Genomic DNA, 26,559 nt, shown 5'->3' with positions numbered 1-26,559 from the left:
GGTGCACGGCCCGTGCGGTGCGCCACCCCGTACAGGTCGTCCGGATGCGCGTGCGGGGCGGTACGGCGCATTCTTGCTGTGTTACCGACCCGACGGCCCGGGACGAGGGCAGACCGATGCAAGGGAGCGCCGAGAGCGCGGACAGCGCGCCCTGGACGCCCACCGCCGTGCTGACCGGCGCCGTGGCAGACGCGATCCACGCCGCCGGCGGCCAGGTGGGCGGCGTGTACCTGCGTTCGAGCACGCCGGACGTGCTGCGCCTGGCCGTGCTCGCCGGGCTGCCCGCGAGCCTTTTCCGGCCCTGGTCACGGCTGCACACGGACCGGCCGTTCCCCGTCGCGGACGTCTTCCGGCTCAGGGTCCCGGTGGTGCTGAACGACGCCACGGAGACGATGCGGCGCTACCCCCAACTGGCGGCCGGGCTGCCGTTCCGCTTCGGCTCGGTGTACGTGCCCGTGATGGACGGCACGACGACGTACGGCGTCCTGATGGTGCTGCGCCCCTCGGAACAGAACGCCATCGAGGCACTGCCCGACCTGGACCGGATGATGGCGACCGCGGATCGCCTCGCCGAGGCCCTCGGTGCGTTCGAGAAGGCCGGGAGCCCGGTGGTCTGGGACGGCCCGCCGCTGAGCGTGCGGCCCCCGGCCACGGCCCGGCTCCGGGGCCGTATCGGCCACTTCGTCTGGGATCCGGCCGAGGCGACGGTGACCGGGGACGACACCTTCCAGGAGTTGTCCGGGGGCGCCGTGAAGGACCTCGCCGGGTCGCCCGAGGCGCTCGCCGAGGCAGTGTCACCGGACGACGCGCTCCTGGTGCTGTCGGCGCTGCGCGAGACCGCGGGGGGCTGCCCGCCGACCCGCCCCCTGCGGGTGCGGGCCACGGACGGCGGACAGCGTCTGCTGGAGTTCTGGGCGGAGAACCCGGTTCCGGGAGGGCCGCGCCGGGTCGGCGGTCTCGTGGTCGATCCCGGGCCCGGCCCCGCCGCACAGGGAGCCACGGACCTGCTGCCCGACGGCGTGTTCGCCTTCGACCGGATGGGGCTGATCACCTACGTCAACCCGAGCGCCGCCGAGCTGCTCGGCCGCCCGAAGCAGGAGCTGGTCGGCCGGCACCTCTGGTACGCCCTGCCGTGGCTGGACCGGCCCGCGTACGAGGACCACCTGCGGGCGGCGCTGCTGGCCCCGGAGCCGGTGTACTTCCAGGTCCGCCGTCCCACGAAGGGCGCCGACGGGGAGGGGGGCGGCGACTGGCTCAGCCTTTCGGTCTATCCGGGGACGGATGTCCTGACCTGCCGGGTGATGCCGTTCGGTCACACCGCGGAGGCACCCTCGCTGGGCAGGAGGCCGACGGGGACGGCGGGTGAGCCGAGCACATGGGACGCGCTGGCACCGGTGTACCGCCCCGTCATCCTCGCGATCGCGCTGTCCGAGGCCGTGACCGCGCGTCAGGTGTCCGAAGTGGTGATGCGAGAGCTGCTGCCCGCGTTCGGCGGCCACCGGCTGGCCATCTACCTGTTGCAGGAACGGCATCTGCACCTCGCCTGGGAGAGGGGCTTCCAGGCCGGGTTCCTGTCGCAGTTCGACGGGGTGGGACTGGACGTCGAACTGCCGGGGGTGGACGCGCTCACCACGGGCCGCCCCCTGTTCTTCGAGTCGATGCAGCAGCTCGCGGCCGCGTATCCGGGCATGCCGGTGGACGCCCCGCAGGGCTCCCGGGCCTTCCTGCCGCTGATCGCCTCCGGGCGGCCGGTCGGCTCCTGCGTCCTCGGCTTCGACGCTTCCCGCGCCTTCAGCGACGAGGAGCGCACGGTGCTCACCGCACTGGCCGGGCTGATCGCGCAGGCCCTGGAGCGGGCACGGCGCTACGACTCCGAGGCCGCCCTCGCGCGCGGCCTTCAGGAGGCCCTGCTGCCGCACCGGCTGTCCGCCCACCCGCAGGTGGAGACGGCGGGCTGCTATCTGCCGGGCACCCAGGGCATGGACGTGGGCGGCGACTGGTACGACGTCATCGAGGCCGGTGACGGGCTGGCCCTGGTCATCGGCGACGTCCAGGGGCACGGGGTGCAGGCCGCGGCCACCATGGGGCAACTGCGCAGCGCCGTCCGGGCGTTCGCGTTCGGCGACCACGCCCCGCACCAGGTGATGAGCGGCACCAACCGGTTGCTGATCGACCTCGACCCGGGCCAGTTCGCGAGCTGTTGCTATGTCAGGCTGGACCCGGTCACGGGGCACGCCCGGGCCGCACGGGCCGGACATCCGCAGCCCCTGCTGCGCCATCCGGACGGCCGTACCGACATCCTCGACCTGCCCGGGGGACTGGTGCTCGGAGTGGATCCCGAGGCCCGCTACCCGGTGACCCATCTGCGGCTGGAACCCGGTGCCGTGCTCGCGCTGTACAGCGACGGCCTGGTGGAGCGGCCGGGCAACGACATCGACGAGGGGATCGAGGCGCTGCGCGCCCGGCTGTCCCGCACGACATACGAAACCCACCGCCGGGGAGGTCTGTCCCTGACCGGCATCGCGGACCGGCTCACCGAGCGGGCCCGGCACACGGCGGACCGGCCGGACGACATCGCGCTCCTCCTCGCCACCCGTCTGCCCGGCACGGAGGGCATCGACGACGCCTACGGGACCGAGACCGCCGACGGCCTCGGTGCCGGGTAGCGCGAACGCCGCCAAGTGCGGTGCGGGGTCCGGTCCGTGATCCGGGCGCCTGTTGAGATGATGTTGTCCGCAGGCCCGGCCCGTTCGCCGCCGGCCTGACGTCGAGAGGCAGGAGAACCCCCTATGACCGCCGTTCGCGGAACGTCGGTGGACATCCCCACCCAGGACGGTACGGCCGACGCCTACCTGGCCCACCCGGACGACAACAGCCCCCATCCCGCGGTCCTGCTCTACATGGACGCCTTCGGACTGCGGCCGCATCTGAAGGCGATGGCCGACCGCCTGGCCGAGAACGGCTACACCGTGCTCGTCCCCAATGTCTTCTACCGGCACGGACGCGCGCCCGTCGTGGAGCTGCCCGACTTCATCGACACGTCCGAGCGGCCGGACCTCTTCCAGCACATCATGCCGCTCATCCAGTCGCTGACGCCCGAGGCCGCCGAGCGCGATGCCGACGCCTATCTGCGCTGGCTCGCCGACTGCCCGCAGGCCGCCGAGGGACCGGTCGGCGTCACCGGCTACTGCATGGGGGCCCGGCTGGCCCTGCGCACCGCCGGCACCCACCCGGAGCGGGTCGCCGCCATGGCCGGCTTCCACGGCGGTCAGCTCGCCACCGAGTTCCCCGACAGCCCGCACCTGGTGGCCGACCGCGTCACCGCGGAGGTCTACTTCGGGCACGCGGACCAGGACCCGTCGCTGCCGCCGGTGCAGATCGAGCGGCTCGAGAAGGCGCTGACGGAGGCGGGGGTGCGCCACCGGGCCGAGGTCTACCCCGGCGCCCCGCACGGCTTCACCCAGGCCGACACCTCCTTCTACAACGCCGAGGCGGCGGAACGCCATTGGACGGAACTGCTGGCGCTCCTGGGCCGCGCCCTGTAGGCACGGTCCACGCGACGGGGTGAGGCGACCGCCCCGGCGGGGCTCTTCGAGCCGCGCCGGGGCGGTCGCCCGTGTGCGGATCGCCCGGACCGCCGAGGCGAGGCCGACCGGATCAGGCGGGGGGTACGACCGCCACCGGGCAGGGCGCGTGGTGCAGCAGGGCGTGCGCCACCGAGCCGATGCGCGGTCCCACCGTCCGGCCCGCGTGCCGTCCCACCACCACGAGCTGGGCGCCGGCAGCCGCGTCCAGGAGGACCTGGCCCGCGCTGCCCATCTCCACATGCTCGGTCACCGGCACGTCCGGGAACCGTTCCCGCCAGGGCCGCAGCGCCTCCTGGAGCGCCTTCCGCTCGTAGGGCTCCAGACCGCCGGCCTCGTCGAGCAGTTTCAGGGAGCCGGGGCTGTAGGCGAACACGGGGGGCAGGCTCCAGGCCCGTACGACGCGCAGGGCCGCTCCCCGGGCCGCGGCGGTCGCGAAGGCGAACCCGAGCGCGACCGCGCTCTCCGCCGGATCCCCGTGCTGGCCGACGAGGATCTCCCGGCCCGTGGCCTCGTCCGCGGCCTGGTCGTCCGAGCGCACGAGCACCACCGGCGTGGCCGATTCGGCGATCAGCTGCCGGCCCACCGAGCCCACCAGGAAGCCCCTGAGCGCGCCGTACCCGCGCGAGCCCAGCACGAGCAGCTCCGCCGCGGCCGTCTCCGCGACCAGCGTCTCCGCGGCCCCGCCCTCCACCGCCTCGGCGGTCACGGTGAGCTCCGGTCGCCCCTCGGCGACTGTGCCCCGTGCTTCCTCCACGATCTGCCGCGCCCACTCGGCCTGGGTCTCCCGGTCGAGCGGGACGAGGTCGTACGACTGCCACCGCCAGACGTGCACGATCCGCAGCGGCAGGCCCCGGCGTTCGGCCTCCCGGCCCGCCCAGGCCGCCGCGGCGACACTTTCGGGTGATCCGTCCACTCCCACGGTGATGGGGCGGGTCATACGGCGGCCTCCTTGTTCGCGCTCCGACGAGCACACGCTACCGGCTTCGATGCTCCCCGGCTTCCGAAGCGAAAGCAGACGATTGAACATACGATGGCCGGGACGCGATGAGCTTGGGGTGGGAGACTTTATGACACAGGCTGCCAGCGCGGCTGCACGGACCGTCATCCTGACTGTGGACGACGACCCCGGGGTATCGCGTGCCGTGGCCCGCGATCTACGGCGCCGCTACGGCGAGTCGTACCGCATCGTCCGGGCCGAGTCCGGAGAGAGCGCGCTGGAGGCGCTGCGGGAGCTGAAGCTGCGCGGCGACCTGGTGGCCGTGATCATGGCCGATTACCGCATGCCGGAGATGAACGGCATCGAGTTCCTGGAACTGGCCCTGGATGTCTACCCGGGTGCCCGGCGAGTGCTGCTGACCGCGTACGCGGACACCAACGCGGCCATCGACGCGATCAATGTCATCGACCTCGACCACTACCTCCTCAAGCCGTGGGATCCGCCGGAGGAGAAGCTGTACCCGGTCCTGGACGATCTGCTGGAGGCCTGGCGGACCTCCGACTACCGGCCGGTTCCCGCCACCAAGGTGGTGGGACACCGGTGGTCGGCGCGGTCCTCGCGGGTCCGGGAGTTCCTCGCCCGCAACCAGGTGCCCTACCGCTGGTACTCCGTGGACACCCCGGAGGGCGGGCGGCTGCTGGCGGCGGCCGGGCAGGACGGGGAGCGGCTGCCGCTCGTCGTCACCCCGGACGGCACAGCGCTGGTGGAGCCGGAGGACCCGCAGCTCGCGGAGCATGTGGGGCTGGCGACCAACCCGACCGCCGAGTTCTACGACCTCGTGGTGATCGGCGGCGGACCCGCCGGGCTCGGGGCCGCGGTGTACGGGGCGTCGGAGGGGCTGCGCACGCTTCTCGTGGAGCGGTCCGCGACCGGCGGACAGGCCGGGCAGAGCTCCCGGATCGAGAACTATCTCGGCTTCCCCGACGGCGTGTCGGGTGCGCAGCTGACCGACCGGGCACGACGGCAGGCCAAGAAGTTCGGCGCGGAGATCCTCACCGCGCGGGAGGTCTCCGCCCTGGAGGTCAACGGGGCGGCGCGGATCGTGCGGTTCTCGGACGGGCCCGCCATCGCCGCGCACAGTGTGATCCTGGCGACCGGTGTGTCGTACCGGCAGCTGGCGGCCCCGGGCCTGCGGGAGCTGACGGGATGCGGGGTCTTCTACGGCGCGGCGTTGACGGAGGCACCGTCCTGCACCGGTCAGAACGTGTACATCGTCGGCGGCGCCAACTCCGCGGGCCAGGCGGCGATGTACCTGTCCCGGAACTGCAAGTCGGTCACCCTGCTCGTACGCGGCGAATCGCTGTCGGCGTCGATGTCGCACTATCTGGTCCAGCAGATCGCCGAGACGCCGAACATCATCGTGCGCACCGGCACCGTGGTGGAGGCGGCGCACGGCTCCGAGCATCTGGAGCAGCTCACGCTGCGGGACGTGGTGACGGGAGAGACCGAACTCGTCGACACGCCCTGGCTGTTCGTGTTCATCGGGGCGGCTCCGCTGACGGACTGGCTGGAGGGGACCGTGCTGCGCGACGACCACGGGTTCATCCTGACCGGTCCCGACATGACGAGCGACGGGCATCCCCCGCCGGGCTGGGAACTGGACCGGCCCCCGTACCACCTGGAGACCAATGTCCCCGGTGTGTTCGTGGCGGGTGACGCGCGCGCCGAGTCGGCCAAGCGGGTCGCCTCCGCGGTGGGCGAGGGGGCGATGGCGGTGATGCTCGTGCACCGGTATCTGGAGCAGTCATGAACCCACAGTCCAGGGAGCGGAGATGAGCGGTCGGCCGATGACGTGCGAGAAGTCGGAGCTGAAGACGCTCTTCCTGTTCGAGAAGCTGAGCGACGACCAGTTGGAGCGGCTGTGCCGGGAGGGCCGGGTGGAGCAGTTCGAGCCCGGCCCGGTGTACGCCGAAGGTGAGCCCGCCACCTGTTTCTTCGTTCTCCTGCAGGGCACGGTGGTGCAGTCGCGCCGGGTCGGCACCGATGACGTGGAGGTCAACCGGACCTCGCGGCGCGGCGTGTACGCGGGCGCCTTCCAGGCGTATCTGAGCGACCGGGAGCGGGCGGCCCATTACAACGGGTCGCTGCGGGTCACCGAACCCTCGCGGTTCTTCATCCTGCCCGCCGAGACGTTCGCGGCCGTCATGCGGGACTGGTTCCCGATGGCCGTGCATCTGCTGGAGGGGCTGTTCTTCGGCACCCAGAACACCCAGCAGGTCATCAACCAGCGGGAACGGCTGCTGGCACTGGGCTCCCTGTCCGCGGGTCTCACCCACGAGCTCAACAACCCGGCGGCCGCAGCCGTGCGTGCCACGTCGGCGCTGCGCGAGCGGGTGGCCGGGATGCGGCACAAGCTCGGGGCGATCGCGGCCGGGCGGTACGAGCCGGAGACGCTGCTGACGCTGGTGGACATCCAGGAGCGGACGGCGGAGCAGGTCGCGAAGGCCGCCCCGCTCAGTCCCCTGGAGGCATCCGACCGCGAGGACGCGCTCGGCGACTGGCTGGACGACCACGGCATCGAGGACGCCTGGCGGCTCGCGCCGACCTTTGTCCAGGCGGGCCTCGGCACCGACTGGCTGGACCAGGTCGCCGCGGCCGTCGACGAGCGGACCCTGGAGGGCGCGATCCGCTGGCTCAACTACACGGTCGAGACCGAGCTGCTGATGAACGAGATCGAGGACTCCACGACCCGGGTCTCCACCCTCGTGAACGCGGCGCGGCAGTACTCGCAGCTCGACCGGGCCCCGTACCAGGTCGCCGATGTGCACGAACTCCTCGACAGCACCGTGCTGATGCTCTCCGCCAAGGTCGGAGACCGGATCACCGTGGTCAAGGACTACGACCGCACCCTGCCGAGCATCCCCGCCTACCCCGGCGAGCTGAACCAGGTGTGGACCAACCTCATCGACAACGCGGTGTCGGCCATGAACGACGCGGGCGGGGAGGGGACGCTGACCGTGCGGACGGCGCTCGACGGGGACCGGTTGCTGGTGGAGTTCCGCGACACGGGTCCCGGGGTGCCGCCGGAGATCCGCAATCGTGTCTTCGATCCGTTCTTCACCACGAAGCCGGTCGGCCAGGGCACCGGGCTCGGCCTGGACATCTCCTGGCGCATCATCGTCAACAAGCACCATGGCAGCCTCGAGGTCCACTCGAAGCCCGGGGACACGCGTTTCCAGGTGCGGCTGCCGCTCACAGCCGGGGAGCACGACGTCCCGGAGCAGGACTCGGGCACGCAGCCCGGTTCCGAGACACCAGTGGAGGCATCATGACCACAGCCAGCGGCATCGATCCCGGCGTCCCGCCCAGCGGCACGGGCTGCGTGGAGTGCGACGCGGCGGGCGGTTGGTGGTTGCATCTGCGGCGCTGCGCGCAGTGCGGGCACATCGGCTGTTGCGACGACTCCCCCGCCCAGCACGCGACCGCCCACTACCACTCCACCGGGCACCCGGTGATCCGCAGTTTCGAGCCGGGCGAGGACTGGTTCTGGGACTACACCACCAACGAGTTCTACGAATCCGGACCCGAGCTGGCTCCGCCGGTCAGCCGTCCCCTCGACCAGCCGGTGCCCGGACCGGCCGGCCGGGTCCCGGCGAACTGGGCGGACGCGCTCCGCTAGGCGCGGGCCTGACGGCCCGTCGGCAGTCGCGGGTCCGGACTGCGGCGGGCCGGGGCGAGGCGTTCCCCGGCTGATGGCCGAGACCATGGAATGTGTCCGATGCGGCGGCACGGTGGCGCCCGACGGTGTCTGCTGGCACTGCGGCGTGGCGCAGCCGGCGTTCCGTGCGCACGTGGAGATCACGGTGGGCACCGACGCGGCCGGGGTCAGCGACCGGGGCCACCGGCGGGAGGTCAACGCGGACTCCCTGACGCTGGCCGCCACCGGGGTGTGGACGGTCGGGGTGGTCTGTGACGGGGTTTCCCTGTCTCCGCGGCCGGAGCGTGCGGCCCGGGTCGCCGCCGAGACCGGAGCGGCGACCCTGATCGCCGGCCTGCGGGAGGGGCAGGTGCCGGAGGGGGCGCTCGCCGAGGCCACCGAACGCGCGGGCCGGGCGGTGAGCGCTCTGGCCGCCGTGCGGGACGGCGCGCCCGCCTGCACGTTCGTCGCGGGCGTCGCCGGCCCGGAGGGGATCTGGAGCGCCTGGGTCGGCGACAGCCGGGCCTACTGGCTGCCCGGCGAGGGGCCGGGCCTGCTCATGTCCGAGGACGACACCGGCGAACACGACGCCCTCACCGCCTGGCTGGGTGCCGACGCCGGGCCGGTGACCGCGCGGGTGCGCGGCCACCGGCCCCGGGTGCCCGGCCGACCGCTGCTGTGCACGGACGGTCTGTGGCGGCATCTGCCGGACGCCGCCGGGCTGCTGACGGTGCTCGGGCTGCGGGGCCGGACCGTACTGGCCGACGCGCGGACGCTGGTGAACCGGGCCCTGGACGCGGGCGGCGAGGACAATGTCACCGCCGCGGTCATCCGCGTGGTGCCCGCCCCTCCCGGGAGCTGAGGGACGCCCGGTCGCGGAGCAGCGGCGGCTGGAGGGTCGGCTCCGGGCTTCCGCACCCGGATTCGTCAGGCGCCGCGCCGAGTCCAGTAACTCGGGTGCGCCGGAGCGGCGTTGACAGTACGCCACCATAATGAGCGGATGATCGACTCCTCCCCCACCCCTCCGCCCCCGTCCGCACCGCGCGTGCCCGTCGTCATCGTCGGTGCGGGACCGGCCGGGCTGACCCTTGCCAACATCCTGCGGGACGCCTCCGTCGACTGTGTCGTCCTGGAGGCCGAGAGCCGGGAGTTCATCGAGCAGCGGCCGCGGGCGGGGTTCCTGGAGCAGTGGGCGGTGCGAGCCCTGGAGCGGCACGGGCTCGCCGCGGGGCTGCTGGAGCGGGCGCAGACGCACAGCAGCTTCGAGTTCCGCATCGACGGCGAACGGCACCGCTTCCCCTATGCGGAGATCTCCGGCCACCACCACGTCGTCTACCCCCAGCCGCTGCTCGTGACCGACCTGGTGCGGGAGTACGCGGACGTCAAGGGCGGGGACATCCGCTTCCGGGTGCGCGACGTGGAGCTGCACGACATCGGCACCGAGCGGCCGTCGGTGTCGTACACCGATCCGGACTCGGGGACGCGCCACCGGATCACCTGCGACTTCGTCGCCGGGTGCGACGGGGCGCGCGGGGTGTCCCGGGCCGCACTGCCGGCGGAGCGCGCGCACGTCGCGCGGTTCGACTACGGGGTCGGCTGGCTGGCGCTGCTCGCACAGGCGCCGCCGTCGTCGGACTGCGTCGTCTTCGGGGTCCATCCGCACGGTTTCGCCGCCCATATGGCCCGCAGCCCGCAGGTCACCCGCTACTACCTGCAGTGCCCGCCCGGCGACGACCCGGAAAACTGGCCGCACGAACGTGTCTGGTCCGAGCTGCACACGCGGCTGGAGGCGGCGGGGGCCGCGCCGCTGACGGAGGGCCGGCTGATCGAGAAGCGGGTCCTCGACATGCACAACTACGTGGTGGAGCCGATGGCGTACGGAAGGCTGTTCCTCGCGGGTGACGCCGCCCACCTCGTCGCCCCGATCGCCGCGAAGGGCATGAACCTCGCGCTGCACGACGCGCTGCTGCTCGCCGACGCGCTGATCGCGTACCACCGTACGGGCGAGACCGGTGGGCTGCGCGGCTACTCGGCGGCCTGTCTGCGCCTGGTGTGGGAGTACCAGGAATTCTCGGAGTGGTTCGCCGAGCTGCTGCACGGCCCGTCGTCCGGCGATCCGTTCCGCGCGGGCACGGCGGCGGCCCGGCTGCGGCGGCTGTTCCACTCGCCCGCCGCGGCGGCCGCGTTCGCGGAGTCGTACATCGGCTCGGCCGCCTCCGGTAACCCACAGTAACCCACTGGCCAGTAGCCAGAGGGGCCGTTTTCGCACATGTGAGTGGGTGTACGAGCCGCACACCCGGGCCGGAAGAAATCCGGCGCGAAGAAATCCCCTTTCTTTGAACACCCACCGTCACGCCCGCCGTACATCCGGGAAACCGGAGAGTCCGGTGCGCAGCGAGGGGTGACGATGGACCACGGGCAGGTCTCCACCAGGGAGTTGATCGCCGGCCGGTACCGGACGCTCGAGGTCGTCCATCAGGAGGAGGGGCGGACCGTCGGGCTCGGCGAGGACGTGGAGTTCGGCCGGCCGGTCACCCTCGTCGGGTCGCGGCTCGCTCCGTCGGCCCCCGAGACCGGCGCGCGCCGCATGACCGCCCGGATCCTGCGCGACTCGGAGGCGATGCAACTGCTGTGCCCCGAGGGCGTCGCCGCCGTCCTCGACGTGATCGATGACAACGGTGTCCTGTGGACCGTGACCGAACACATCGAGGGCACGCCGCTGGGCTCGATCCTGGACCGAGGGCCCCTCAACTACGTCCGGGCGGCCCGGATCGGCCTCGGCATCCTCGATGTGCTGGAGACCGCACACCGCAGGGGCATGACCCACGGCGACCTGAGCCCCGGCCAGGTGTTCGTGCGGGAGGACGGCGGTGTCGTGGTGACCGGGTTCGGGCTCATCGGCGCGTCCGTCACCCAGCGGGTCACCGCGCCCTCGTACGCCGCCCCCGAACAGGCGCGCGGGTCGAGCGCCGGTCCGGCGGCCGACCAGTGGGCGCTGGGCGCGCTCCTGTACGCGATGACGGAGGGCCGTCCGCCGGTCGAGGACCGGGGTGTGGTCGAGGCGACCCTGCGCGCGGTGGACCGGCTGCCGCTGCGCGCCCCGGTGAACTCCGGCCCCCTCACCCCGGCCGTCACGGGGCTGCTGCGCCAAAGCGCCCTGGAGCGGGTGCCGGAGCCGGTGGTGCGCGCCTCCCTGGTGCGCATCCTGAACGGGGGCCCGGAGGCCTCCGGCCGGGATGCGCCGACCACCGGCCACGAAAGTGCGCGGCTGGTCGCGCACCGGGCGGGACGGGCCTGGGGCAGACCGGCCGTGCGCCGGTCGGTGCTGGCGGGGGCGGGCCTGGTCCTCGTGGCCTCGTCGGTCGCCGTACTGGCCACGGCGGGCCGTCCCGGCGGCACCCCTTCGGCCGGCGCGGAGCGGTCCCGTCCCGGCGCGCCCGCCGTCTCGGCGGCCCCGTCCGGCGACGGCGCCGGCCGGACGCTCCCCACCGAGGCGAGCAGACCGGCGAGCGCGTCCCCGCCCGCCTCCCGGCCGCCGGGCGCCCCCGGTGATCCGCATGCGGACGTCGAACGTCTCGTCGCCCCCGAGGGCTTCTCCGTCGACCTGCCACAGGGGTGGAAACGCCTCAGCACCACCCAGGCCGCCGAGGACACCTACCGGGTGACGTTCGGCGCGAGCAACGTCCCGCGCACGCTGACGGTCACCGCCGGCGTGCGCCTCGGCCAGGACCCGGTCACGGTCTGGCGGAACCTGGAGTCGTCCCTGCGGAGCACGGACGCCGACTTCGTGCGGCTCGGCACCATCCGCGCCGTGACGTACCAGGGTTACCAAGGCGCCGACATGGTGTGGCTGTCCACCGTCGACGGCGTCCGCGTGCGCACCTTCGGCCGCGGCTTCCTCACCGGAGGCGGCCGCGGCTTCTCCCTGCGCTGGACGGCCCCCGCCGCCGACGCGGACAGCACCACCGACCAGCGGGCCCTGGACGTGGTCCTGCGCACCTTCCGGGTGACGGCCAGGTGACGACGGGCACGGCGGCCCCACGAGCGGACCCGGCAGCCTCAACGTGCTCGGCCGCCACACAGCACCTCGCCGCCCACGCGGTGCCGGCGCGCACCGCGCCAGGCACGGGTCCGCCAACTCCTCGATCGAACCACCGAGATGCCGGAGTATCCCGGCCCGCTGCTCTGAACAGTCACACGGGCAGCTCGGTCCGGCCTGCCCCGTCCCGCCGGGGCATCAATCGCGCGCCATCTCGGAACGGTCGAGGAACGGGCCCAGTACCGAGATGAGCTCGGCGGGCGCGTCCAGCGCGATGAGGTGAGCGGCCGTGGGGAACTCCACCAGGAGCGCATCGGGGATCTCAGCGGCGTACCGCCGGCCGATGTCCTGAAAGTCGGCGACGTCGAGCCTGCCGATCCCCACCAGTGTGGGGACGGAGACGGCGGAGATGTCGCCAGTCGCGGGGCCCTGGGAACGGTCCGCCAGGACGCCCTGGTTCACCAGCGACGTTCGCATCGGGCCGCGGAGCAGGTCGGCCAGTCCGGCAGCGACGTCCTCCCATGTCCGAGCCGGCCCGCGCAGCCACATGTCCAGGTTGATACGGACGGCGGCGTCCAGGTCGCCCGAGGCCAGGGCCGCCGTTTCCGCCTCGTCGTACGCGACCATGTCCGCAGACCAGTGGTATCCCGGCCATGGCGGGGCGAGCATCGCCAGGGAGTGCACCCGGCTCGGGTGGGCGAGAGTGAAGTCCAGGGCCACGCGGCCGCCCCAGGAGGCGCCGACGAGCCGGACACGTTCGTGGCCCAGGTGGTCCAGAAGACGGCGCAGATCGTCCGTCTCGCTGAACGGGCCGGTCGGGGGCGCCGACTCACCGAAGCCGCGCAGGTCGTAGCGGATGACAGTGTGCCGTTCCGCCAGGTCGGGCGTGACGGCATCCCACATACGGTGATCGGCGACGCCGGCGTGCACGAGTACGACGGGAGGTCCGTCGCCGGCGACGTCATAGGAAAGGTGGCCGAGATCGTCGGCAAGAGTAAGCATCCGCAGATGCTCGCAGTACGGCAGAGCACGTGCCACCCGATAAGGGAAGCCCCCACTCCCGCTGTCCTGGTCATCAGTTGCGGAAGATCGGCCCGTTCCGCTCGGCCCGGGTCAACAGCGAGCCCCAGGTGACGAGTTGGTCGTGTCGCTGACGGCCGTGCGGTGTCTTGATATGAGTGAGTACGTCGTTGCGGGACGCTTCCCGCAGGTGGTCGAAGCGGAAGGTCATCACATGGTCGTGGCTCGCGCATTGACCTCCCGGGAACTCTTCGGCACGCGGGATGCGCGCTGTCAGTGCGCTCGGCGACAATGCGGGGTAAAGATCATCTCGACCCGGGGTGGGACGACCGCCCGCCCCTGCCCCCGAAAGGCTGACCGACCATGACGCGCCCTCGGCTCAGTGCCCATGCTGCCGAAGTGCTGCGCCTCATCATGGACCAGCGCCTACCGGTCTTCCTCACCGTGCATGCCAACGGCCGCCGACGGTACGGCTGTTGGCAGTCCGGCGGCCGTCATGCGGCACTGCCCACCGACGAGTGCGACGCGCTGCTCGTGGCCGGGCGGATCGTACTCGGGGATCCCGTGGTGGACCGGGCCAAGACCACCTACCGGGTGCGGGCCGCCGCCGGACGGAGCCCGACCCGCACCGGCCGCTCCGCCCTGATGGCATGACGCAGGACACCCTGAACCGCGGTGCCTACCAGCGGTCCTCGACCTGCTCCTTGATCCGCCGGTCGTACAGGTTCCCGATCGCGTCGAGCGTCTCCCGCGGCAGCGGGGGGAGCTTCGCGACCGCCGCATTGGCGCGGGCCTGCTCCCCCGAACGCGCGCCGGGGATCACCGTGGTCACACCGGGCTGTTGGATGATCCAGGCGAGCGCGAGCTGGGCCGGGGTGAAGCCCTCCGGGGCGAGCGCGGCGAACTCCGCCGCCGCGTCCACGCCCGTCGCGTAATCCACACCGGAGAAGGTCTCGCCCTGGTCGAAGGCCTCGCCGTGCCGGTTGAACGAGCGGTGGTCGTTGACGGCGAAGACCGTGTCCCGGGTGTACTTCCCCGACAACAGGCCGGAGGCGAGCGGCACTCGGGCGATGATGCCCACGCCCGCCTGCCGTGCGGCCGGGAGGACTTCGCGCAGCGGCTTCATCCGGAACGGGTTGAGGATGATCTGCACGCTCGCCACGTTCGGGCGGGCGATCGCGGTCAGCGCCTCGGCGCACGTCTCGACACTCACGCCGTACGCGGCGACACGGCCCTCCTCGACCAGCGTGTCGAGGGCGTCGTACACCTCGTCGGAGGAGTAGACGGGCGTCGGCGGGCAGTGGAGCTGCACCAGGTCGATCCGGTCGACGCCGAGGTTGCGCCGGGAACGGTCGTTCCAGGCGCGGAAGTTGTCCAGCACATAGTTCTGCGGGATCTGGTCGACGCGGCGCCCCATCTTGGTCGCCACCAGCACATGCACATCGGGCCTGCCGAGCAGGAAGGCGGCGATGGTCTGCTCGCTGCGCCCGTCGCCGTACACATCGGCGGTGTCGAAGAACGTCACGCCGGACTCGGCCGCCGCCTCCAGCACCTCGTGGGCGGCCCTGTCGTCGACATCGCCCCAGTCCGCGCCCAGTTGCCAGGTGCCGAGGCCGATGACCGACGCGTGCTGCCCCGACCTGCGGAATTCTCGTTCTTCCATGCGGCCAGTGTGTCATCCGGGCCCGCCCGCGCACGGGACGCCCGTCCTGCGCGCCGCGCACGCCCACACCCCACGGACGACGCACACGCCCGCTCGCACGGATGACCGACGCCCCTCCGAAGCGGGCACCGGCGGGCGGGCTAGATTGAGGCGTACCGAACGAGGAGACGCCCATGCCCGCCCGCCGCCGCCTGCTGTACGTGACCGACCTGGGCTACCAGGCCCGCGGGCGGCGCTACTGCGACGAGGACATCGGCCTCTCGTCCCGGCTGCGTGCGGACTTCGACATCGCCCTGTGCCACCCGCTGGACGCCGCGGCGCTGATGGACGGCTTCGACGCCGTCGTCGTCCGCAACAGCGGACCGGTGCTGCACTACCAGGAGGCCTACGACGCCTTCCGTGCGTTGGCCGCCGCGCACGGCACCCGGGTGTACAACCCGCTGACCGGGCGGGCCGACATGGCCGGCAAGCGGTACCTGCTGGACCTGACCGAAGCCGGCTTCCCGGTCATTCCCACCGTGGACCGCCCCGAGGACCTCGGCCGGCTGCCCGAGGCGGCCCGGTACGCGGTCAAGCCGAAGGCCGGGGCGGACTCCATCGGCCTGGACTTCGTGCCCCGTCCCCGGCTGGCGGAGCTGACCTGGGGCGACATCCTGGTCCAGCCGCGCATCGACTTCCGCTACGAGGTGTCCTTCTACTACGTCGACGACGCCTTCCAGTACGCGCTGCACGCCCCCGACCCCGAGCGGCGCTGGGTCCTCGAACCGTACGATCCCACGGACGCCGATCTGGCCTTCGCCCGGCGCTTCATCGACTGGAACACGCTCGACCACGGGATCCAGCGCGTGGACGCCTGCCGCACCCGGGACGGGGACCTCCTGCTGGTCGAGCTGGAGGACCTCAACCCCTATCTGTCCCTCGGCCTGGTACCCGGCCGCATCCGTGACGCCTTCGTCACCGCGCTCACGGCCTCGCTCCACCGTTACCTGGGGCCGACACCCCACGGGTGAGCCGGCGCGTCCGCGGCCTGCCGCGGTCGCGCCCGCACGAGAGGGCGCGGACGGCCGCGCCCTCTCTCCGGATTGCCGGTGAGGCAGTGGACTCAGGCCGGCCGGCGGCTCTCCAGCCGCAGCTCGACATCGACCTCCTGGTCGCCGGCCACCACGCCCAGCTGATGGACGACGAACGTCTCGTCCAGGGCCTGGCGCAGACGCTCCACCGCCCGCGGTTCGCCTTGCAGTTCGGCCTTCACGGAACCGGACAGGGGCGGTGCTGACGCCGTCCCCGGGGACTCGCCGGGGGACGTCGACATGTCGAACGTGCCGGTCCACATCGTGGGCCGGGATCCGGGAGTCTCGTGCGGTGTGTCCTCGGCGCAGCGGTCGGAGCCGAAACGCCGGCACAGTTCGGCGAACAGGCTCCCGGCGTCCGTCGCCGAGCAGTCGCTGACCACCACCTCGACCTGTGGTACGTGGGCTGGGGGCGAGTTCACGGCCGCTCCTCTCCTTCGTGACCGTCGCGTCCTCGGTGGGCGGACGCGGATACCCCTCCCCTCCCCCGGTCCCCCTGCACGACGCTACGGCCGAAGTGACCGGTGCGCCTGTCGGGGAGCACGCTGTGATATGAGCCGTAAGGCCCCTGGTCAGCGCTGTCGGTGAGCTATGTTGAAATTCCCAGGCACACGAAGGAGGCGGCCCGGTGCCATCGCCGCAGCAGACACGCGCGCAGGCGTCTGCGATCACCGCGGGCAAGACGGCCCCGGAAGCGGGAGCCAGCCCGATGTCCCAGCTCAGGGAGCTGTTCGACGGTCCGCGGCTGTCCCCGGGGCATCGCCGGATCGCCCAGTACCTGATCGAGCACATCACCGAGGCGGCGTTCCTGTCGATCACGGACCTGGCCGAGCGGGCGGGTGTGAGCCAGCCCTCGGTGACGCGTTTCGCGGCGGCCGTCGGCTTCAGCGGGTACCCGGCGTTGCGGGAGAAGTTGCAGGCCATCGCCCTGAGCGCGCTCAGCGCTCCGAGCCCCCCGGCGGAACAGCGCAGCAACGAGCTCCAGGCGGCCGTGGACGCGGAGATCGAGAACCTGGAGAATCTGCGCCGGGACTTCGCCGACCCGGACCAGGTGATCCGCGTGGGGCGGGCGCTGTCGGAGTCGACGCCGCTGACCGTGATGGGCCTGAGGATCTCCGGTTCGCTCGCCGAGTACTTCGCGTACGGGGCCCGACGGGTCCACCCCGATGTACGGCTGGTGACCCGCGGCGGCACCGTCGCCTACGACGCGCTGCTCCAGTCACGGGAGGCAGGCGGCACCTGGGTGCTGGCGTTCGGGATGCCCCGGCACGCCCAGGAGAGCCTGACCGCGGTGCGGGTGGCGCGCAGTGCGGGGCTCAAGGTCGCCCTGATCACCGATCTGGGACTGGGGCCGCTGGCCGACGAGGCCGACGTCGTCTTCGCCACCGGCACCGGCTCGCGCCTGGTCTTCGACTCGTACGCCGCCCCCGGGCTGATGGCCGCCGCCCTGCTGCAGGCCATGACCGACGCCGATCCGGGGCGGACGCAGGCCCGTCTCGAGGAGTACGAGCAGATCGCCGACCAGCATCAGTTCTTCCTCAAGGACTGACGGGGCGGCGCCCGTGAGGCGGGATCCATCGCACCGAACCACAGGTGAATTTTTTCATGTCCTTGCACATTGGCCGGTATATATAAATACTGCTCGCGGATCGTGACCCGGGCTTCCCCTCCCGGCCACGCCGTCCGGACCACCGGGGCCGTCCGCTCCTACCCACGGGCGCCCGGTGTCCGGCCGGGACCCGCCTGCGCGGGCGTCCACGGCGGCGGCTCCGGCCCTCCCCTGACCGGAGCCGCTCACAAGATGCCGTACATCCTGAGCCGACGTGACCCGGAAGCGAAGACCATGGCCTTGACGACGTACTCGCCGATCAGCTCGGACTGGCCGTGCCAGGTCAAAACACCCGGCAGCTACGACTGGGAGCGATCGGCCGCCAAATGGCTGCGCGAACTCGTCCCCGCCCGCTACGCCGGCTACCCGGCCCTGATCCGCCACCCGGTCCTGCTCGCCCGGCATGCGCAGATCCAGGTGCAGCACGAGGTGCGGGTCGCCCGCACCGCACTGCAGACGGCGCGGACGGACCTGCCCGGGCTCGGCCTGCCCGAGTCGGTCATCGAACACACGATCCGGCTCTACGCCGCCGAACTCACGCAGCTCCAGCACATCGCGCGCAGCGTGCGCGCCGTCCACCAGGCCCTGGTGGACGGCAGCGCCGCGCGCGGCCACTGACCGCGCCCCGCACGCCCGCTCCTCACCCGACCGTCCAGGGCATTCGGCGCGGCGCAGGCACGGTCCGCCGCGCAGCCGGGCATGTGTAGGAGAGGACGACTCCTACGCATGCCCGGAGCTGTACATGGACTCCATGAGCTGGACCGTGATCGCCGTCGTCGCGGCCCTCGCGGCCCTCGCGGCAACGCTGCTCGGCGTGGCGCTCGCGCTGCTGCTGCGGCTGGTCCGCACGCGCCGCGACCTGCGCCGTGCCGGACTGCCGACAGGGCCCCGCTGGGTGTTCTGGGGCGCGGTGCTGTATCTGGTGCTGCCGGCCGATCTGCTCCCCGATCCCGTCTACCTCGACGACATCGCCGCCCTGCTGCTGGCCCTGAAGTCGATGCGGGCCGCCGTACCGGTGCGTGAACTCGGGCGCGACGACGGCGCGTTGTCCGACTGACGGGTGACGGGCTCCGGTCCGTCCGTCCGCGATGCGGGCGGACGGACCGGATGGCGGGCACGTACCGGCCGTCACCCGCGGCCGGCGGGTGCCGTCATCCCTCCTCGCCGGTCTGGTGGTTCGGCCGCCGGTGCAACGGCTGGTCGGGAGCCGGGCGGGGCTTGATGAGCGGGATGTCGCGGGTCTGCGGCTTGTCCGCGTCGACGGTGACCTCTTCTCCGTGGTGATGGATCGTCAGCGGGCCACCGCGCATCAGGGTGTAGGTGGCCGTGGCGCGGCCGATCTCCACCCGCAGCCGGCAGCCCCGCAGTTCGAGGGTGAAGGCGAGCCGGCCGAACTGCTCCGGCAGGCGCGGCGCGAAGGCGACCCTGTCCCCGTTGTGGCGCAGACCGCCGAAGCCCGCGACGAGCGCCATCCAGGTACCGGCCAGGGACGCGATGTGCAGGCCGTCGCGGGTGTTGTTCTCCAGGTCCTGCAGGTCCATCAGTGCGGCCTCGTGCAGATAGTCGTAGGCGAGTCGCAGATGGCCCGTCTCGGCCGCGATGACCGCCTGGCAGCAGGCGGACAGGGACGAGTCGCGCACGGTGAGGGGTTCGTAGTAGGCGAAGTTGCGCGCCTTGTGCTCCGTGTCGAAGAAGGGGCTGCACGTGTACATCGCCAGGACCAGGTCGGCCTGCTTGACGACCTGCTTGCGGTACAGGTCGAAGTACGGGAAGTGCAGCAGCAGCGGGTACTGGTCCGCGCGTGTCGCGTCGAAGTCCCAGCGCTGGTGGCGGGTGAACCCGGTGTGCTGCTCATGCACGCCCAGTTCGTCGTCGTAGGGGATGTGCATCGTCTTCGCGGAACCCCGCCAGGCGGCGCTCTCCTCCTCGTCGACGCCCAGCTCCGCGGCCTGGCGCGGATAGCGCTCGACGGCGTCGGCCGCGGCCAGCAGGTTCGCGCGGGCCATCAGGTTGGTGTACGTGTTGTCGTCGGCGATCGCGCTGTACTCGTCCGGGCCGGTCACCCCGTCGATGTGGAACATGCCGTGGTGGTCGTGGTGACCGAGCGAGCGCCACAACCGGGCCGTCTCCACCAGGAGTTCCACCCCGGTGTCGCGGTCGAACTGCTCGTCGCCGGTGGCCGAGGTGTACCGGACGACCGCGTCGGCGATGTCGGCGTTCACATGGAACGCGGCGGTGCCCGCCGGCCAGTACGCCGAACCCTCCGAGCCCTCGATGGTCCGCCAGGGGAACGCCGCGCCCCGCAGGCCCAGTTGCACCGCCCGCTCCCGGGCCGCGGGCAGCGTGTTCTGCCGCCACCGCAGCGCCTCGGCGACCGCGCCCGGCGAGGTGTAGGTGAGCAGGGGCAGCACGAACATCTCGGTGTCCCAGAAGGCGTGACCGTCGTAGCCGGAGCCGGTCAGTCCCTTGGCCGGGATCGCCCGCTGTTCGGCACGGGCCCCGGCCTGCAGCACATGGAACAGGGCGAAGCGGACGGCCTGCTGGATCTGTTCGTCGCCGTCGATCTCGACGTCGGAGCGCGCCCAGAACTCGTCCAGGTAGGTGCGCTGCTCGGCCAGGAGGCCGGACCAGCCCCTGCTGGTGGCGGCGGCCAGCGCCGCGTCCACCTGGTCGCTGATCGCGGGCAGCGAGCGGGTGCCCGACCAGCCGTAGGAGACGAACTTCTCCACGCGCAGCCGCTCGCCCGGGTCCAGCACGGTGGCGACGGTGAGGCGGGCGAGGTCGTCGGTCGCCTCGCTGTCGGTGGTGGTCGGGTCGGGGCCGCTGACGACGTGGTCGGCGGCGGCCCCGACCCTGAGGCCGCTCTTGCGGGTGCGGTGCACCAGCCGCAGCCGGCCGCTCTTCGCGAAGTACTCCTCCGCCTCCAGCGGCGACTGAAGGACCACCGCGGCCCGTGGATCGTCGTCGTGGCCCGGCAGTTGCTCGTTGGCGACCAGCTCCGACTGCACCACGATCCGGACCCGTGCGTCGACGGCCTCGACCTCGTAGGCGACGGCGGCGATGGCGCGCTGGGTGAAGGAGACGAGCCGGGTGGAGCGCACCCGGACCGTCGTGCCGACCGGTGAGGTCCACTCGCAGGTCCGGGTGAGCGTACCGGCCCGCAGATCGAGGACGCGCTCGTGGGAGCGCAGCCGGCCGTAGCGCAGGTCGAAGGGCTCGTCGTCCACCAGCAGCCGGATGATCTTTCCGTTGGTGACGTTGATGATGGTCTGCCCGGACTCCGGGTAGCCGTACCCCGCCTCCGCGTACGGCAGCGGATGCCGCTCGTGGACGCCGTTGAGATAGGAGCCCGGCAGTCCGTGCGGCTCCCCCTCGTCGAGGTTGCCGCGCCAGCCGACATGCCCGTTGGACAGTGCGAACACCGACTCGCTCTGCGGCAGGAGGTCCAGATGGAGCCCCCGCTCGCGCAGCACCCAGGGTTCGACGGCGTACGAGCTCTGCGTGATCACGAACGCGCCCTCAGTTCCGCGAGGTCCCGTACGACGACATCGGCGCCGTGCGCCCGCAGCGCGTCCGCCTGGCCGACCCGGTCCACTCCCACGACGTACCCGAAGTGGCCCGAGCGCCCGGCGTCCATGCCCGCCAGCGCGTCCTCGAAGACGGCGGCGGCCTTGGCCTCGACGCCGAGGTCCTGGGCGGCGGCGAGGAAGGTGTCGGGATGCGGTTTGCCCGGCAGGTGCCGCACGACGGCCACGATCCCGTCGATGCGGACGTCGAAGAGGTCCTCGGCGTCGATCGAGCGCAGTACCTCGCGGCAGTTGGCGCTGGAGGAGACGACGGCCGTGCGCAGCCCGGCGGCGCGCACGGCCTCGACGTAGCGGATCGTGCCGTCGTACGCCTCGACACCGCGGGTGCGGATCAGTTCCAGCAGCAGTTCGTTCTTGCGGTTGCCGAGGCCGTGGACGGTGTCCCGGTCGGGCGGGTCGTCGGCGGCGCCCTCGGGCAGCCGGATGTCGCGGGAGGCGAGGAAGGTGCGCACACCGTCGGCGCGGGGCCGCCCGTCGACGTACTCGTCGTAGTCGGAGGCCTCGTCGAAGGGGCGGTAGGACTCCCCGTCCCGTCGGCGGAGAAAGTCGTCGAACGTCTGTTTCCACGCGGCCGCGTGGACGACGGCGGTCTTGGTGATGACTCCGTCGAGATCGAAAAGGCAGGCCTGGATGCCGTCCGGAAGACCGAGCTCTGTCATAGGAGCCACCTTCCCCTATGTACGCCGCGCGGGGAGTGGTGAAGGCCACATTCCGCCGTGCCTGCACCCGCGTTCGGCGGCATCGGGAGCCCGCGCCCGTCACGGGCGGGCCCTTGGAGGACGCCTTCCGCGGGCATCTGCCCGACTGCGGCGGCCGGGTGACGTCCGGGACACGGAAAGCGGGTGTCCTCGCGGCGCGGACGAGGGCCGCGGCGGCGTTCGCGCCCCGGGCGCCCGCGGCCGGCCGGTCCACCACTCTCGCGTTCCCGTGCGCCCTGGTGGTCCAATGGCCTGATCCGGCCCGCCGCACGAGCGGGCTCCACGACCCGGCGGCGAGCGCGGACACCTATGACCTTCGACGACCTCCTCAAGCGGGCCGCGTCCCTCGGGCGCCCCGGCCACCGTGCGATCCTCGGTATCACCGGGAGCCCGGGCGCGGGCAAGACGACGCTCGCCGAGCGCCTGGTCCGGGAGCTGAACGGGGACGGGCCGCCGTGGGTGGCGCACGTCCCGATGGACGGCTTCCATCTGGCGGACGTCGAGCTGGACCGCCTGGGCCGCCGCGACCGCAAGGGGGCGCCGGACACGTTCGACGCGGCCGGGTACGCGGCGCTGCTGCGGCGGCTGCGCGAGGAGACGGACGGCGAGATCGTGTACGCGCCGGGGTTCGAGCGGGTGCTGGAGCAGCCGGTCGCGGGGGCGATTCCGGTGCCGCCGTCGGCGCGTCTCGTCGTGACGGAGGGCAACTACCTGCTGCTGGAGACGGGCGCCTGGGCGCGGGTCCGGCCCCTTCTGGACGAGGTGTGGTTCTGCGAGATCGCCGAGCCCGAACGCATCCGGCGGCTGGTGGCCCGGCACGAGGAGTTCGGCAAGGACCACGCGAGGGCGGTGGCGTGGGTGGGCGGCACGGACCAGCGCAACGCGGACCTGGTGGCCACGACCCGCCACCGCGCGGACCTGGTGGTACCCGCGGCCGCGCTGCCGGCGGCCCCCCGGACGGCAGGCCGCGGGGCGGTCCACAGTCCGGGCGTGTCGCGCGAGGGGGGCGCACGACACGCCCGTACCGCGTGAGCGGACACGGAAGGCGTACGGCTCAGAGTGAGCGGCCGCCGTACGCCTGACCGTGCCCGCCGCCGCACCCGCTAGAGCGGGGTGCGGGACTCGAGGTCGCGGCGGGTGTCATCGCCGTAGACGCCCGTCTCGTCGCCGTGAACGCCGTACCAGAGCTGGAAACGGGCGACGGCCGCGGCGAGCGTGGCGTCGTAACGGCCGTCGGTGGAGCCGTTCTTGTAGATGTCGGGGATACGCAGCAGGCGCTTCTGCAGTTCGGTCACCTCGGGCCCGTTGTCGCCCTCGCGCAGGGTGCCGGGGCCGTCGGGGTCGGTGCTCCGCTGCGGGGCGGGGGCGCCGGTGACGGGCGGCCGGGCCGGCGGGACGGCCGCCCGGCCCGAGGTGCCGTCGTCCCCCGCACCGGGCAGCAGGAGCGCGGCGCCGAAGCCGATCAGGACGGTCGCGGTCACCCCGACCGTGAGGGCCGCGCCCCGCGGGGTGAGCCCGTCGTCGACGGGCCGTGCGCGCCGGTCCCGGGTGTCCGGGGGACGGTGGCGGGGGACGGCCCGAACCGGGGGCAGTTCTTCCGTCGCGTCCTCGGCGGGCGTCGGCTCGACGTGGACGACGATCGGCTCGTAGGCGGGCTCCGGTGGGCGGGCGTCGCCGTCACGGAGCTGCCTGACGAGTTCGGCCAGCGCCTCCGTACGGCGGCGGCGCGTCACATACGTGGGTTCCCGCACCGGGCGCCGCACCGGCTGGACCTGCTCGGGCGGTGTCGACACACTGCTCTCCTTCCGTCCCCGCGGCCTTGGGCCCATCCCCGGGGAGTGATACGTGGCGGCATGCGGACCGGTTCACCGGGAAAGCACGGTTACGGACGGCAACCACGGGTCCGGCAGTGGCGCGCCCCCTCGCGCCCGATACCCCCTAGGGGTATAGTGCCGGGCATTCCGGTCGGCCAGGGAGAGGGCGTCGCATGTGGGACGCGATCAAACACGCGCTGTCCATCGCCGGGTCGATGACCTGGGAGATCACCTGGGCACTGATCCTCGGCTTCACCCTGTCCGCCGTGGTGCAGGCGGTGGTGCGCCGCTCGACGGTCGTACGACTGCTGGGTGACGACCGGCCCCGTACGCTGACCCTCGCCGCGGGGCTCGGCGCGGCCTCGTCCTCGTGCTCGTACGCGGCGGTGGCCCTGGCACGGTCCCTGTTCCGCAAGGGCGCCGACTTCACGGCGGCGATGGCCTTCGAGATCGCCTCCACCAATCTCGTGGTCGAACTGGGCGTCATCCTGGCCCTGTTGATGGGCTGGCAGTTCACGGTCGCGGAGTTCGTCGGCGGACCGGTGATGATCGTCGTCCTCGCCGTGCTCTTCCGCGTCCTGCTGCGCGAGCGGCTGTTGCGGCAGGCCCGCGAGCAGGCCGACCGGGGACTGGCGGGGTCGATGGAGGGGCACGCGGCGATGGACATGTCGGTGGGCGGCGAGGGCGGCTTTCTGCGCCGGCTGCTCTCCCGCGAGGGCTTCACCTCCGTGTCGCACATCTTCGTCATGGAGTGGGCGGCGATCCTGCGGGACCTGGTGGCCGGCCTGCTGATCGCCGGCGCGATCGCCGCGTGGGTGCCGGACGACTTCTGGCGCTCGTTCTTCCTGACCGGCCATCCGCTCACGGCCAGACTGATCGGACCGCTCGTCGGACCGCTCGTGGCGATCGCGAGCTTCGTGTGCTCGATCGGCAACGTCCCCCTCGCGGTGGTGCTCTGGAAGGGCGGCATCAGCTTCGGCGGAGTGATCGCCTTCATCTATGCGGACCTGCTGATCCTGCCCATCCTGAACATCTACCGGAAGTACTACGGGGCACGCGCGGCCGTGTTCCTCCTCGGCACCTTCTACGTGGCGATGGTGGTCGCCGGGTACGTGGTCGAGTTCATCTTCGGCGGACTCGGACTGGTCCCCGACCAGGCCGACGCCAGGATCCCCGAGGAGGGTGTCAGCTGGAACTACACGACTTGGCTCAATATCGCGTTCCTGCTGCTGGCCGCCGCACTGCTCGTACGGTTCCTGCGCACCGGCGGCCTCGCGATGCTGCGGATGATGGGCGGCGCCCCCGACCGCACCGAGCATGCCGGGCACACCGGGGCGCACGAGGGCCAGCACTGACCAACGCCGGCAGCCCGCGACATACAGCCGCGTACGGGCACGTTATTGAGAATTCGAGGTGACCATCGGGCAGAGTGGAGGGATGCCTGAGTCGCCCTTGCCTGGGGGTTTCGTCAATGCCGTCGTTCGTGTCGGGGACACCGTGCGCCGTCCCGCATCCGCCCGAACGAGGTTCGTGGGCGATCTGCTGAGGTTGCTCGAAGCGGGTGGCTGGGACGGAGCCCCGCGGTATCTCGGTAGGGACGAGAAGGGCCGTGAGGTCCTCAGTTACCTCGACGGGCATGCGGCCTGGCAGCCACGACAGACTGCTGCTGTCTCGTCGGACGAAAGTCTGGGAGCGGTTGCCCGGCTTGTGCGTGAGTTCCATGATCTGACGGCCGGCACTGCGCTGGCTGGAGATCAGGAAGTTGTGTGCCACAACGACCTGTCGCCCAAGAACACCGTCTATCGGCCGGTCGGCGGCGCGCTGCGGCCGGTAGCCTTCATCGACTGGGATCTGGCGGCACCGGGCGCGCGGATCCACGACGTCGCCCACGTCTGCTGGCAGTACCTCGGTCTCGGTCCTGCGGTGGCCGACGCCGCAGAGGCAGCCCGACGTATGAGGTTGATCGCCGACAACTACGCACTGCGGGACAGGCAAGGTCTCCTCCCCACGATTCTGTGGTGGCAGGATCGGTGCTGGCGTGGCATCGAGAGCAAGGCTGATGAGGGGGACGTTGCGATGGGGCGGCTCCGCGACGCCGGGACGATCACAGAGGTGCAGCGGGCGTATCAGTGGGTCTCCGACCATCGGGACACCTTGGAACGGGCGTTGCGCTGAGCATGCAGCGACGGTCGTTCCGGGCCGAGAGGTGGCTTGCCGAGTTTTCGCACCATTCCCCGTCGTTCACCCCGAGCGGGCACGAAGAGGGCACGGATGGCGTTCCCTCGACTTTTCGGCGCCCCCATGGTGCGTGTGGCTAAGAGTTCCGAACAAAATGGGAGTCCGATCAGCTCGCGGCGTCTGGTGCGTGCGATCGCAAGGCGCCGGAAGGTCCTCGTAGCGGAGCTACTTGGGCCTTTCGGCAACGCGGCTGGGGGTCCCCCCTGCTCGAAGAGCTTGGGGGAGTGCGTGCCAGACGCCGCGAGCCGGGCGCCCATTTTGTTCGGAGCTCTAAGGGCGATAGTGGTCGCTCATGGTAGGCGCGGAGCCGTGCATTGTGTAGGCGTTGTAGGACACCCGATCGTTGTGTGCCTGCACCCGCCGCGCTTGCTCTATAAGAAGTCCTTCGACGTTCTCCGTGGTGCTGCGCCGCACGAGCTTGACGATCAAAGCGATCGCCAACGTCAGCATGAGTCCGAGCAGGACACCTATCTCGATCACGAAACCCCCGTTGCGATCGGAACCGCCACTCCGTTCACATGATAGCGATCGGCCTGATGACGGCCTGGAAATGATTGATTCCGAGGGTCGACAGGGAAATGAGTCGCCAGGGCATGCAGA

Annotated in this window: 25 protein-coding genes; 16 read left to right on the top strand and 9 right to left on the bottom strand. The window is 71.9% G+C overall.

Going from position 1 to position 26,559, the window contains the following annotated elements; all coding sequences use genetic code 11:
* The first annotated feature begins 116 nt into the window (after positions 1-116).
* Positions 117-2,666 (top strand): SpoIIE family protein phosphatase, encoded by a 2,550-nt coding sequence (locus ACWD5Q_RS05985; protein ID WP_451425793.1) that lies wholly within the window; start codon positions 117-119, stop codon positions 2,664-2,666.
* Between the two features lie 123 nt (positions 2,667-2,789).
* Positions 2,790-3,545, top strand: a complete 756-nt coding sequence (locus ACWD5Q_RS05980; protein WP_451425792.1) for a dienelactone hydrolase family protein — start codon at positions 2,790-2,792, stop codon at positions 3,543-3,545.
* A 112-nt stretch (positions 3,546-3,657) separates the two neighbouring features.
* Here ACWD5Q_RS05980 and ACWD5Q_RS05975 read toward each other — a convergent pair whose 3' ends face one another.
* The gene (locus tag ACWD5Q_RS05975) at positions 3,658-4,524 is read right to left on the bottom strand and encodes a universal stress protein (RefSeq protein ID WP_451425791.1); all 867 of its coding nucleotides are present in this window, start codon (positions 4,522-4,524) and stop codon (positions 3,658-3,660) included.
* A 130-nt stretch (positions 4,525-4,654) separates the two neighbouring features.
* Between ACWD5Q_RS05975 and ACWD5Q_RS05970 the strand changes: the two genes are divergently transcribed.
* From ACWD5Q_RS05970 to ACWD5Q_RS05945, 6 genes are all read left to right on the top strand, one after another.
* The gene (locus ACWD5Q_RS05970) at positions 4,655-6,334 is read left to right on the top strand and encodes an FAD-dependent oxidoreductase (RefSeq protein ID WP_451425790.1); all 1,680 of its coding nucleotides are present in this window, start codon (positions 4,655-4,657) and stop codon (positions 6,332-6,334) included.
* 22 nt (positions 6,335-6,356) lie between these two features.
* Positions 6,357-7,856 (top strand): ATP-binding protein, encoded by a 1,500-nt coding sequence (locus ACWD5Q_RS05965; RefSeq protein ID WP_451425789.1) that lies wholly within the window; start codon positions 6,357-6,359, stop codon positions 7,854-7,856.
* Positions 7,853-8,203, top strand: coding sequence for a UBP-type zinc finger domain-containing protein (locus tag ACWD5Q_RS05960; RefSeq protein WP_451425788.1), 351 nt, complete (start codon positions 7,853-7,855; stop codon positions 8,201-8,203). Before ACWD5Q_RS05965 ends, ACWD5Q_RS05960 begins: the two co-directional genes overlap by 4 nt.
* Positions 8,204-8,288: 85 nt before the next feature.
* Positions 8,289-9,083 carry a PP2C family protein-serine/threonine phosphatase gene (locus ACWD5Q_RS05955; RefSeq protein WP_451425787.1) on the top strand — a complete coding sequence of 265 codons (795 nt, stop codon included), beginning with the start codon at positions 8,289-8,291 and terminating at the stop codon, positions 9,081-9,083.
* A 138-nt stretch (positions 9,084-9,221) separates the two neighbouring features.
* Positions 9,222-10,454 carry a 4-hydroxybenzoate 3-monooxygenase gene (locus tag ACWD5Q_RS05950; RefSeq protein ID WP_451425786.1) on the top strand — a complete coding sequence of 411 codons (1,233 nt, stop codon included), beginning with the start codon at positions 9,222-9,224 and terminating at the stop codon, positions 10,452-10,454.
* A gap of 174 nt (positions 10,455-10,628) precedes the next feature.
* Positions 10,629-12,242 (top strand): serine/threonine protein kinase, encoded by a 1,614-nt coding sequence (locus ACWD5Q_RS05945; RefSeq protein WP_451425785.1) that lies wholly within the window; start codon positions 10,629-10,631, stop codon positions 12,240-12,242.
* Between the two features lie 216 nt (positions 12,243-12,458).
* On the opposite strand, the gene ACWD5Q_RS05940 is transcribed toward ACWD5Q_RS05945, so the two are convergent.
* Both ACWD5Q_RS05940 and ACWD5Q_RS05935 read right to left on the bottom strand, forming a co-directional pair.
* Complete coding sequence (locus ACWD5Q_RS05940; protein ID WP_451425784.1) at positions 12,459-13,298, bottom strand: alpha/beta fold hydrolase; 840 nt, start codon at positions 13,296-13,298, stop codon at positions 12,459-12,461.
* A 37-nt stretch (positions 13,299-13,335) separates the two neighbouring features.
* Entirely contained in the window at positions 13,336-13,491 is a 156-nt protein-coding gene (locus ACWD5Q_RS05935; protein ID WP_451425783.1) for a hypothetical protein, read from the bottom strand.
* Positions 13,492-13,679: 188 nt separating this feature from the next.
* Between ACWD5Q_RS05935 and ACWD5Q_RS05930 the strand changes: the two genes are divergently transcribed.
* Entirely contained in the window at positions 13,680-13,934 is a 255-nt protein-coding gene (locus ACWD5Q_RS05930; protein WP_451425782.1) for a hypothetical protein, read from the top strand.
* Positions 13,935-13,959: 25 nt separating this feature from the next.
* Here the strand turns inward: ACWD5Q_RS05930 and ACWD5Q_RS05925 are convergent, their stop codons facing one another.
* On the bottom strand, positions 13,960-14,943 hold the full coding sequence (locus tag ACWD5Q_RS05925; protein WP_451425781.1) for an aldo/keto reductase: 984 nt from the start codon (positions 14,941-14,943) through the stop codon (positions 13,960-13,962).
* Positions 14,944-15,116: 173 nt separating this feature from the next.
* Between ACWD5Q_RS05925 and ACWD5Q_RS05920 the strand changes: the two genes are divergently transcribed.
* Entirely contained in the window at positions 15,117-15,953 is an 837-nt protein-coding gene (locus ACWD5Q_RS05920) for a hypothetical protein (RefSeq protein WP_451425780.1), read from the top strand.
* A 92-nt stretch (positions 15,954-16,045) separates the two neighbouring features.
* Here ACWD5Q_RS05920 and ACWD5Q_RS05915 read toward each other — a convergent pair whose 3' ends face one another.
* Positions 16,046-16,435, bottom strand: a complete 390-nt coding sequence (locus ACWD5Q_RS05915; RefSeq protein WP_451425779.1) for a hypothetical protein — start codon at positions 16,433-16,435, stop codon at positions 16,046-16,048.
* A 206-nt stretch (positions 16,436-16,641) separates the two neighbouring features.
* On the opposite strand from ACWD5Q_RS05915, the gene ACWD5Q_RS05910 reads away from it, so the two are divergent.
* The 3 genes from ACWD5Q_RS05910 to ACWD5Q_RS05900 all read left to right on the top strand — a co-directional run bounded on the left by ACWD5Q_RS05910 (position 16,642) and on the right by ACWD5Q_RS05900 (position 18,679).
* Positions 16,642-17,562: a MurR/RpiR family transcriptional regulator gene (locus ACWD5Q_RS05910; protein ID WP_451425778.1), complete on the top strand. Its 921-nt coding sequence runs from the start codon at positions 16,642-16,644 to the stop codon at positions 17,560-17,562.
* Positions 17,563-17,856: 294 nt separating this feature from the next.
* A complete protein-coding gene (locus ACWD5Q_RS05905) occupies positions 17,857-18,240 on the top strand; it encodes a hypothetical protein (RefSeq protein ID WP_451425777.1) in 384 nt (127 codons plus the stop codon).
* Positions 18,241-18,364: 124 nt separating this feature from the next.
* Positions 18,365-18,679: a hypothetical protein gene (locus ACWD5Q_RS05900; RefSeq protein ID WP_451425776.1), complete on the top strand. Its 315-nt coding sequence runs from the start codon at positions 18,365-18,367 to the stop codon at positions 18,677-18,679.
* A gap of 94 nt (positions 18,680-18,773) precedes the next feature.
* Here ACWD5Q_RS05900 and ACWD5Q_RS05895 read toward each other — a convergent pair whose 3' ends face one another.
* Both ACWD5Q_RS05895 and ACWD5Q_RS05890 read right to left on the bottom strand, forming a co-directional pair.
* Positions 18,774-21,131 (bottom strand): glycoside hydrolase family 65 protein, encoded by a 2,358-nt coding sequence (locus ACWD5Q_RS05895; protein ID WP_451425775.1) that lies wholly within the window; start codon positions 21,129-21,131, stop codon positions 18,774-18,776.
* Complete coding sequence (locus tag ACWD5Q_RS05890) at positions 21,128-21,868, bottom strand: beta-phosphoglucomutase family hydrolase (RefSeq protein WP_451425774.1); 741 nt, start codon at positions 21,866-21,868, stop codon at positions 21,128-21,130. Before ACWD5Q_RS05890 ends, ACWD5Q_RS05895 begins: the two co-directional genes overlap by 4 nt.
* 348 nt (positions 21,869-22,216) lie before the next feature.
* Here ACWD5Q_RS05890 and ACWD5Q_RS05885 point away from each other — a divergent pair, with 348 nt between their 5' ends.
* Positions 22,217-22,939, top strand: coding sequence for a nucleoside/nucleotide kinase family protein (locus ACWD5Q_RS05885; RefSeq protein WP_451425773.1), 723 nt, complete (start codon positions 22,217-22,219; stop codon positions 22,937-22,939).
* Positions 22,940-23,010: 71 nt separating this feature from the next.
* Here ACWD5Q_RS05885 and ACWD5Q_RS05880 read toward each other — a convergent pair whose 3' ends face one another.
* Entirely contained in the window at positions 23,011-23,700 is a 690-nt protein-coding gene (locus ACWD5Q_RS05880) for a peptidoglycan-binding protein (protein WP_451425772.1), read from the bottom strand.
* Between the two features lie 194 nt (positions 23,701-23,894).
* Between ACWD5Q_RS05880 and ACWD5Q_RS05875 the strand changes: the two genes are divergently transcribed.
* Positions 23,895-25,076 (top strand): permease, encoded by a 1,182-nt coding sequence (locus ACWD5Q_RS05875; RefSeq protein ID WP_451425771.1) that lies wholly within the window; start codon positions 23,895-23,897, stop codon positions 25,074-25,076.
* Between the two features lie 175 nt (positions 25,077-25,251).
* The gene (locus ACWD5Q_RS05870; RefSeq protein WP_451425770.1) at positions 25,252-25,896 is read left to right on the top strand and encodes a phosphotransferase; all 645 of its coding nucleotides are present in this window, start codon (positions 25,252-25,254) and stop codon (positions 25,894-25,896) included.
* A 333-nt stretch (positions 25,897-26,229) separates the two neighbouring features.
* Here the strand turns inward: ACWD5Q_RS05870 and ACWD5Q_RS05865 are convergent, their stop codons facing one another.
* The gene (locus ACWD5Q_RS05865; RefSeq protein ID WP_451425769.1) at positions 26,230-26,439 is read right to left on the bottom strand and encodes a hypothetical protein; all 210 of its coding nucleotides are present in this window, start codon (positions 26,437-26,439) and stop codon (positions 26,230-26,232) included.
* Positions 26,440-26,559 lie beyond the last annotated feature (120 nt).

Source organism: Streptomyces sp. NPDC002513 (assembly GCF_053595355.1).
Note: the sequence above shows the minus strand (reverse complement) of the source record. Positions and strands in the feature narration are given on the sequence as shown.

Coding starts and splice junctions, on each gene's coding strand:
- ACWD5Q_RS05985 (WP_451425793.1), top strand. CDS start 117: ATGCAAGGGAGCGCCGAGAGCGCGGACAGCGCGCCCTGGACGCCCACC.
- ACWD5Q_RS05980 (WP_451425792.1), top strand. CDS start 2,790: ATGACCGCCGTTCGCGGAACGTCGGTGGACATCCCCACCCAGGACGGT.
- ACWD5Q_RS05975 (WP_451425791.1), bottom strand. CDS start 4,524: ATGACCCGCCCCATCACCGTGGGAGTGGACGGATCACCCGAAAGTGTC.
- ACWD5Q_RS05970 (WP_451425790.1), top strand. CDS start 4,655: ATGACACAGGCTGCCAGCGCGGCTGCACGGACCGTCATCCTGACTGTG.
- ACWD5Q_RS05965 (WP_451425789.1), top strand. CDS start 6,357: ATGAGCGGTCGGCCGATGACGTGCGAGAAGTCGGAGCTGAAGACGCTC.
- ACWD5Q_RS05960 (WP_451425788.1), top strand. CDS start 7,853: ATGACCACAGCCAGCGGCATCGATCCCGGCGTCCCGCCCAGCGGCACG.
- ACWD5Q_RS05955 (WP_451425787.1), top strand. CDS start 8,289: ATGGAATGTGTCCGATGCGGCGGCACGGTGGCGCCCGACGGTGTCTGC.
- ACWD5Q_RS05950 (WP_451425786.1), top strand. CDS start 9,222: ATGATCGACTCCTCCCCCACCCCTCCGCCCCCGTCCGCACCGCGCGTG.
- ACWD5Q_RS05945 (WP_451425785.1), top strand. CDS start 10,629: ATGGACCACGGGCAGGTCTCCACCAGGGAGTTGATCGCCGGCCGGTAC.
- ACWD5Q_RS05935 (WP_451425783.1), bottom strand. CDS start 13,491: ATGACCTTCCGCTTCGACCACCTGCGGGAAGCGTCCCGCAACGACGTA.
- ACWD5Q_RS05925 (WP_451425781.1), bottom strand. CDS start 14,943: ATGGAAGAACGAGAATTCCGCAGGTCGGGGCAGCACGCGTCGGTCATC.
- ACWD5Q_RS05920 (WP_451425780.1), top strand. CDS start 15,117: ATGCCCGCCCGCCGCCGCCTGCTGTACGTGACCGACCTGGGCTACCAG.
- ACWD5Q_RS05905 (WP_451425777.1), top strand. CDS start 17,857: ATGGCCTTGACGACGTACTCGCCGATCAGCTCGGACTGGCCGTGCCAG.
- ACWD5Q_RS05900 (WP_451425776.1), top strand. CDS start 18,365: ATGGACTCCATGAGCTGGACCGTGATCGCCGTCGTCGCGGCCCTCGCG.
- ACWD5Q_RS05890 (WP_451425774.1), bottom strand. CDS start 21,868: ATGACAGAGCTCGGTCTTCCGGACGGCATCCAGGCCTGCCTTTTCGAT.
- ACWD5Q_RS05885 (WP_451425773.1), top strand. CDS start 22,217: ATGACCTTCGACGACCTCCTCAAGCGGGCCGCGTCCCTCGGGCGCCCC.
- ACWD5Q_RS05875 (WP_451425771.1), top strand. CDS start 23,895: ATGTGGGACGCGATCAAACACGCGCTGTCCATCGCCGGGTCGATGACC.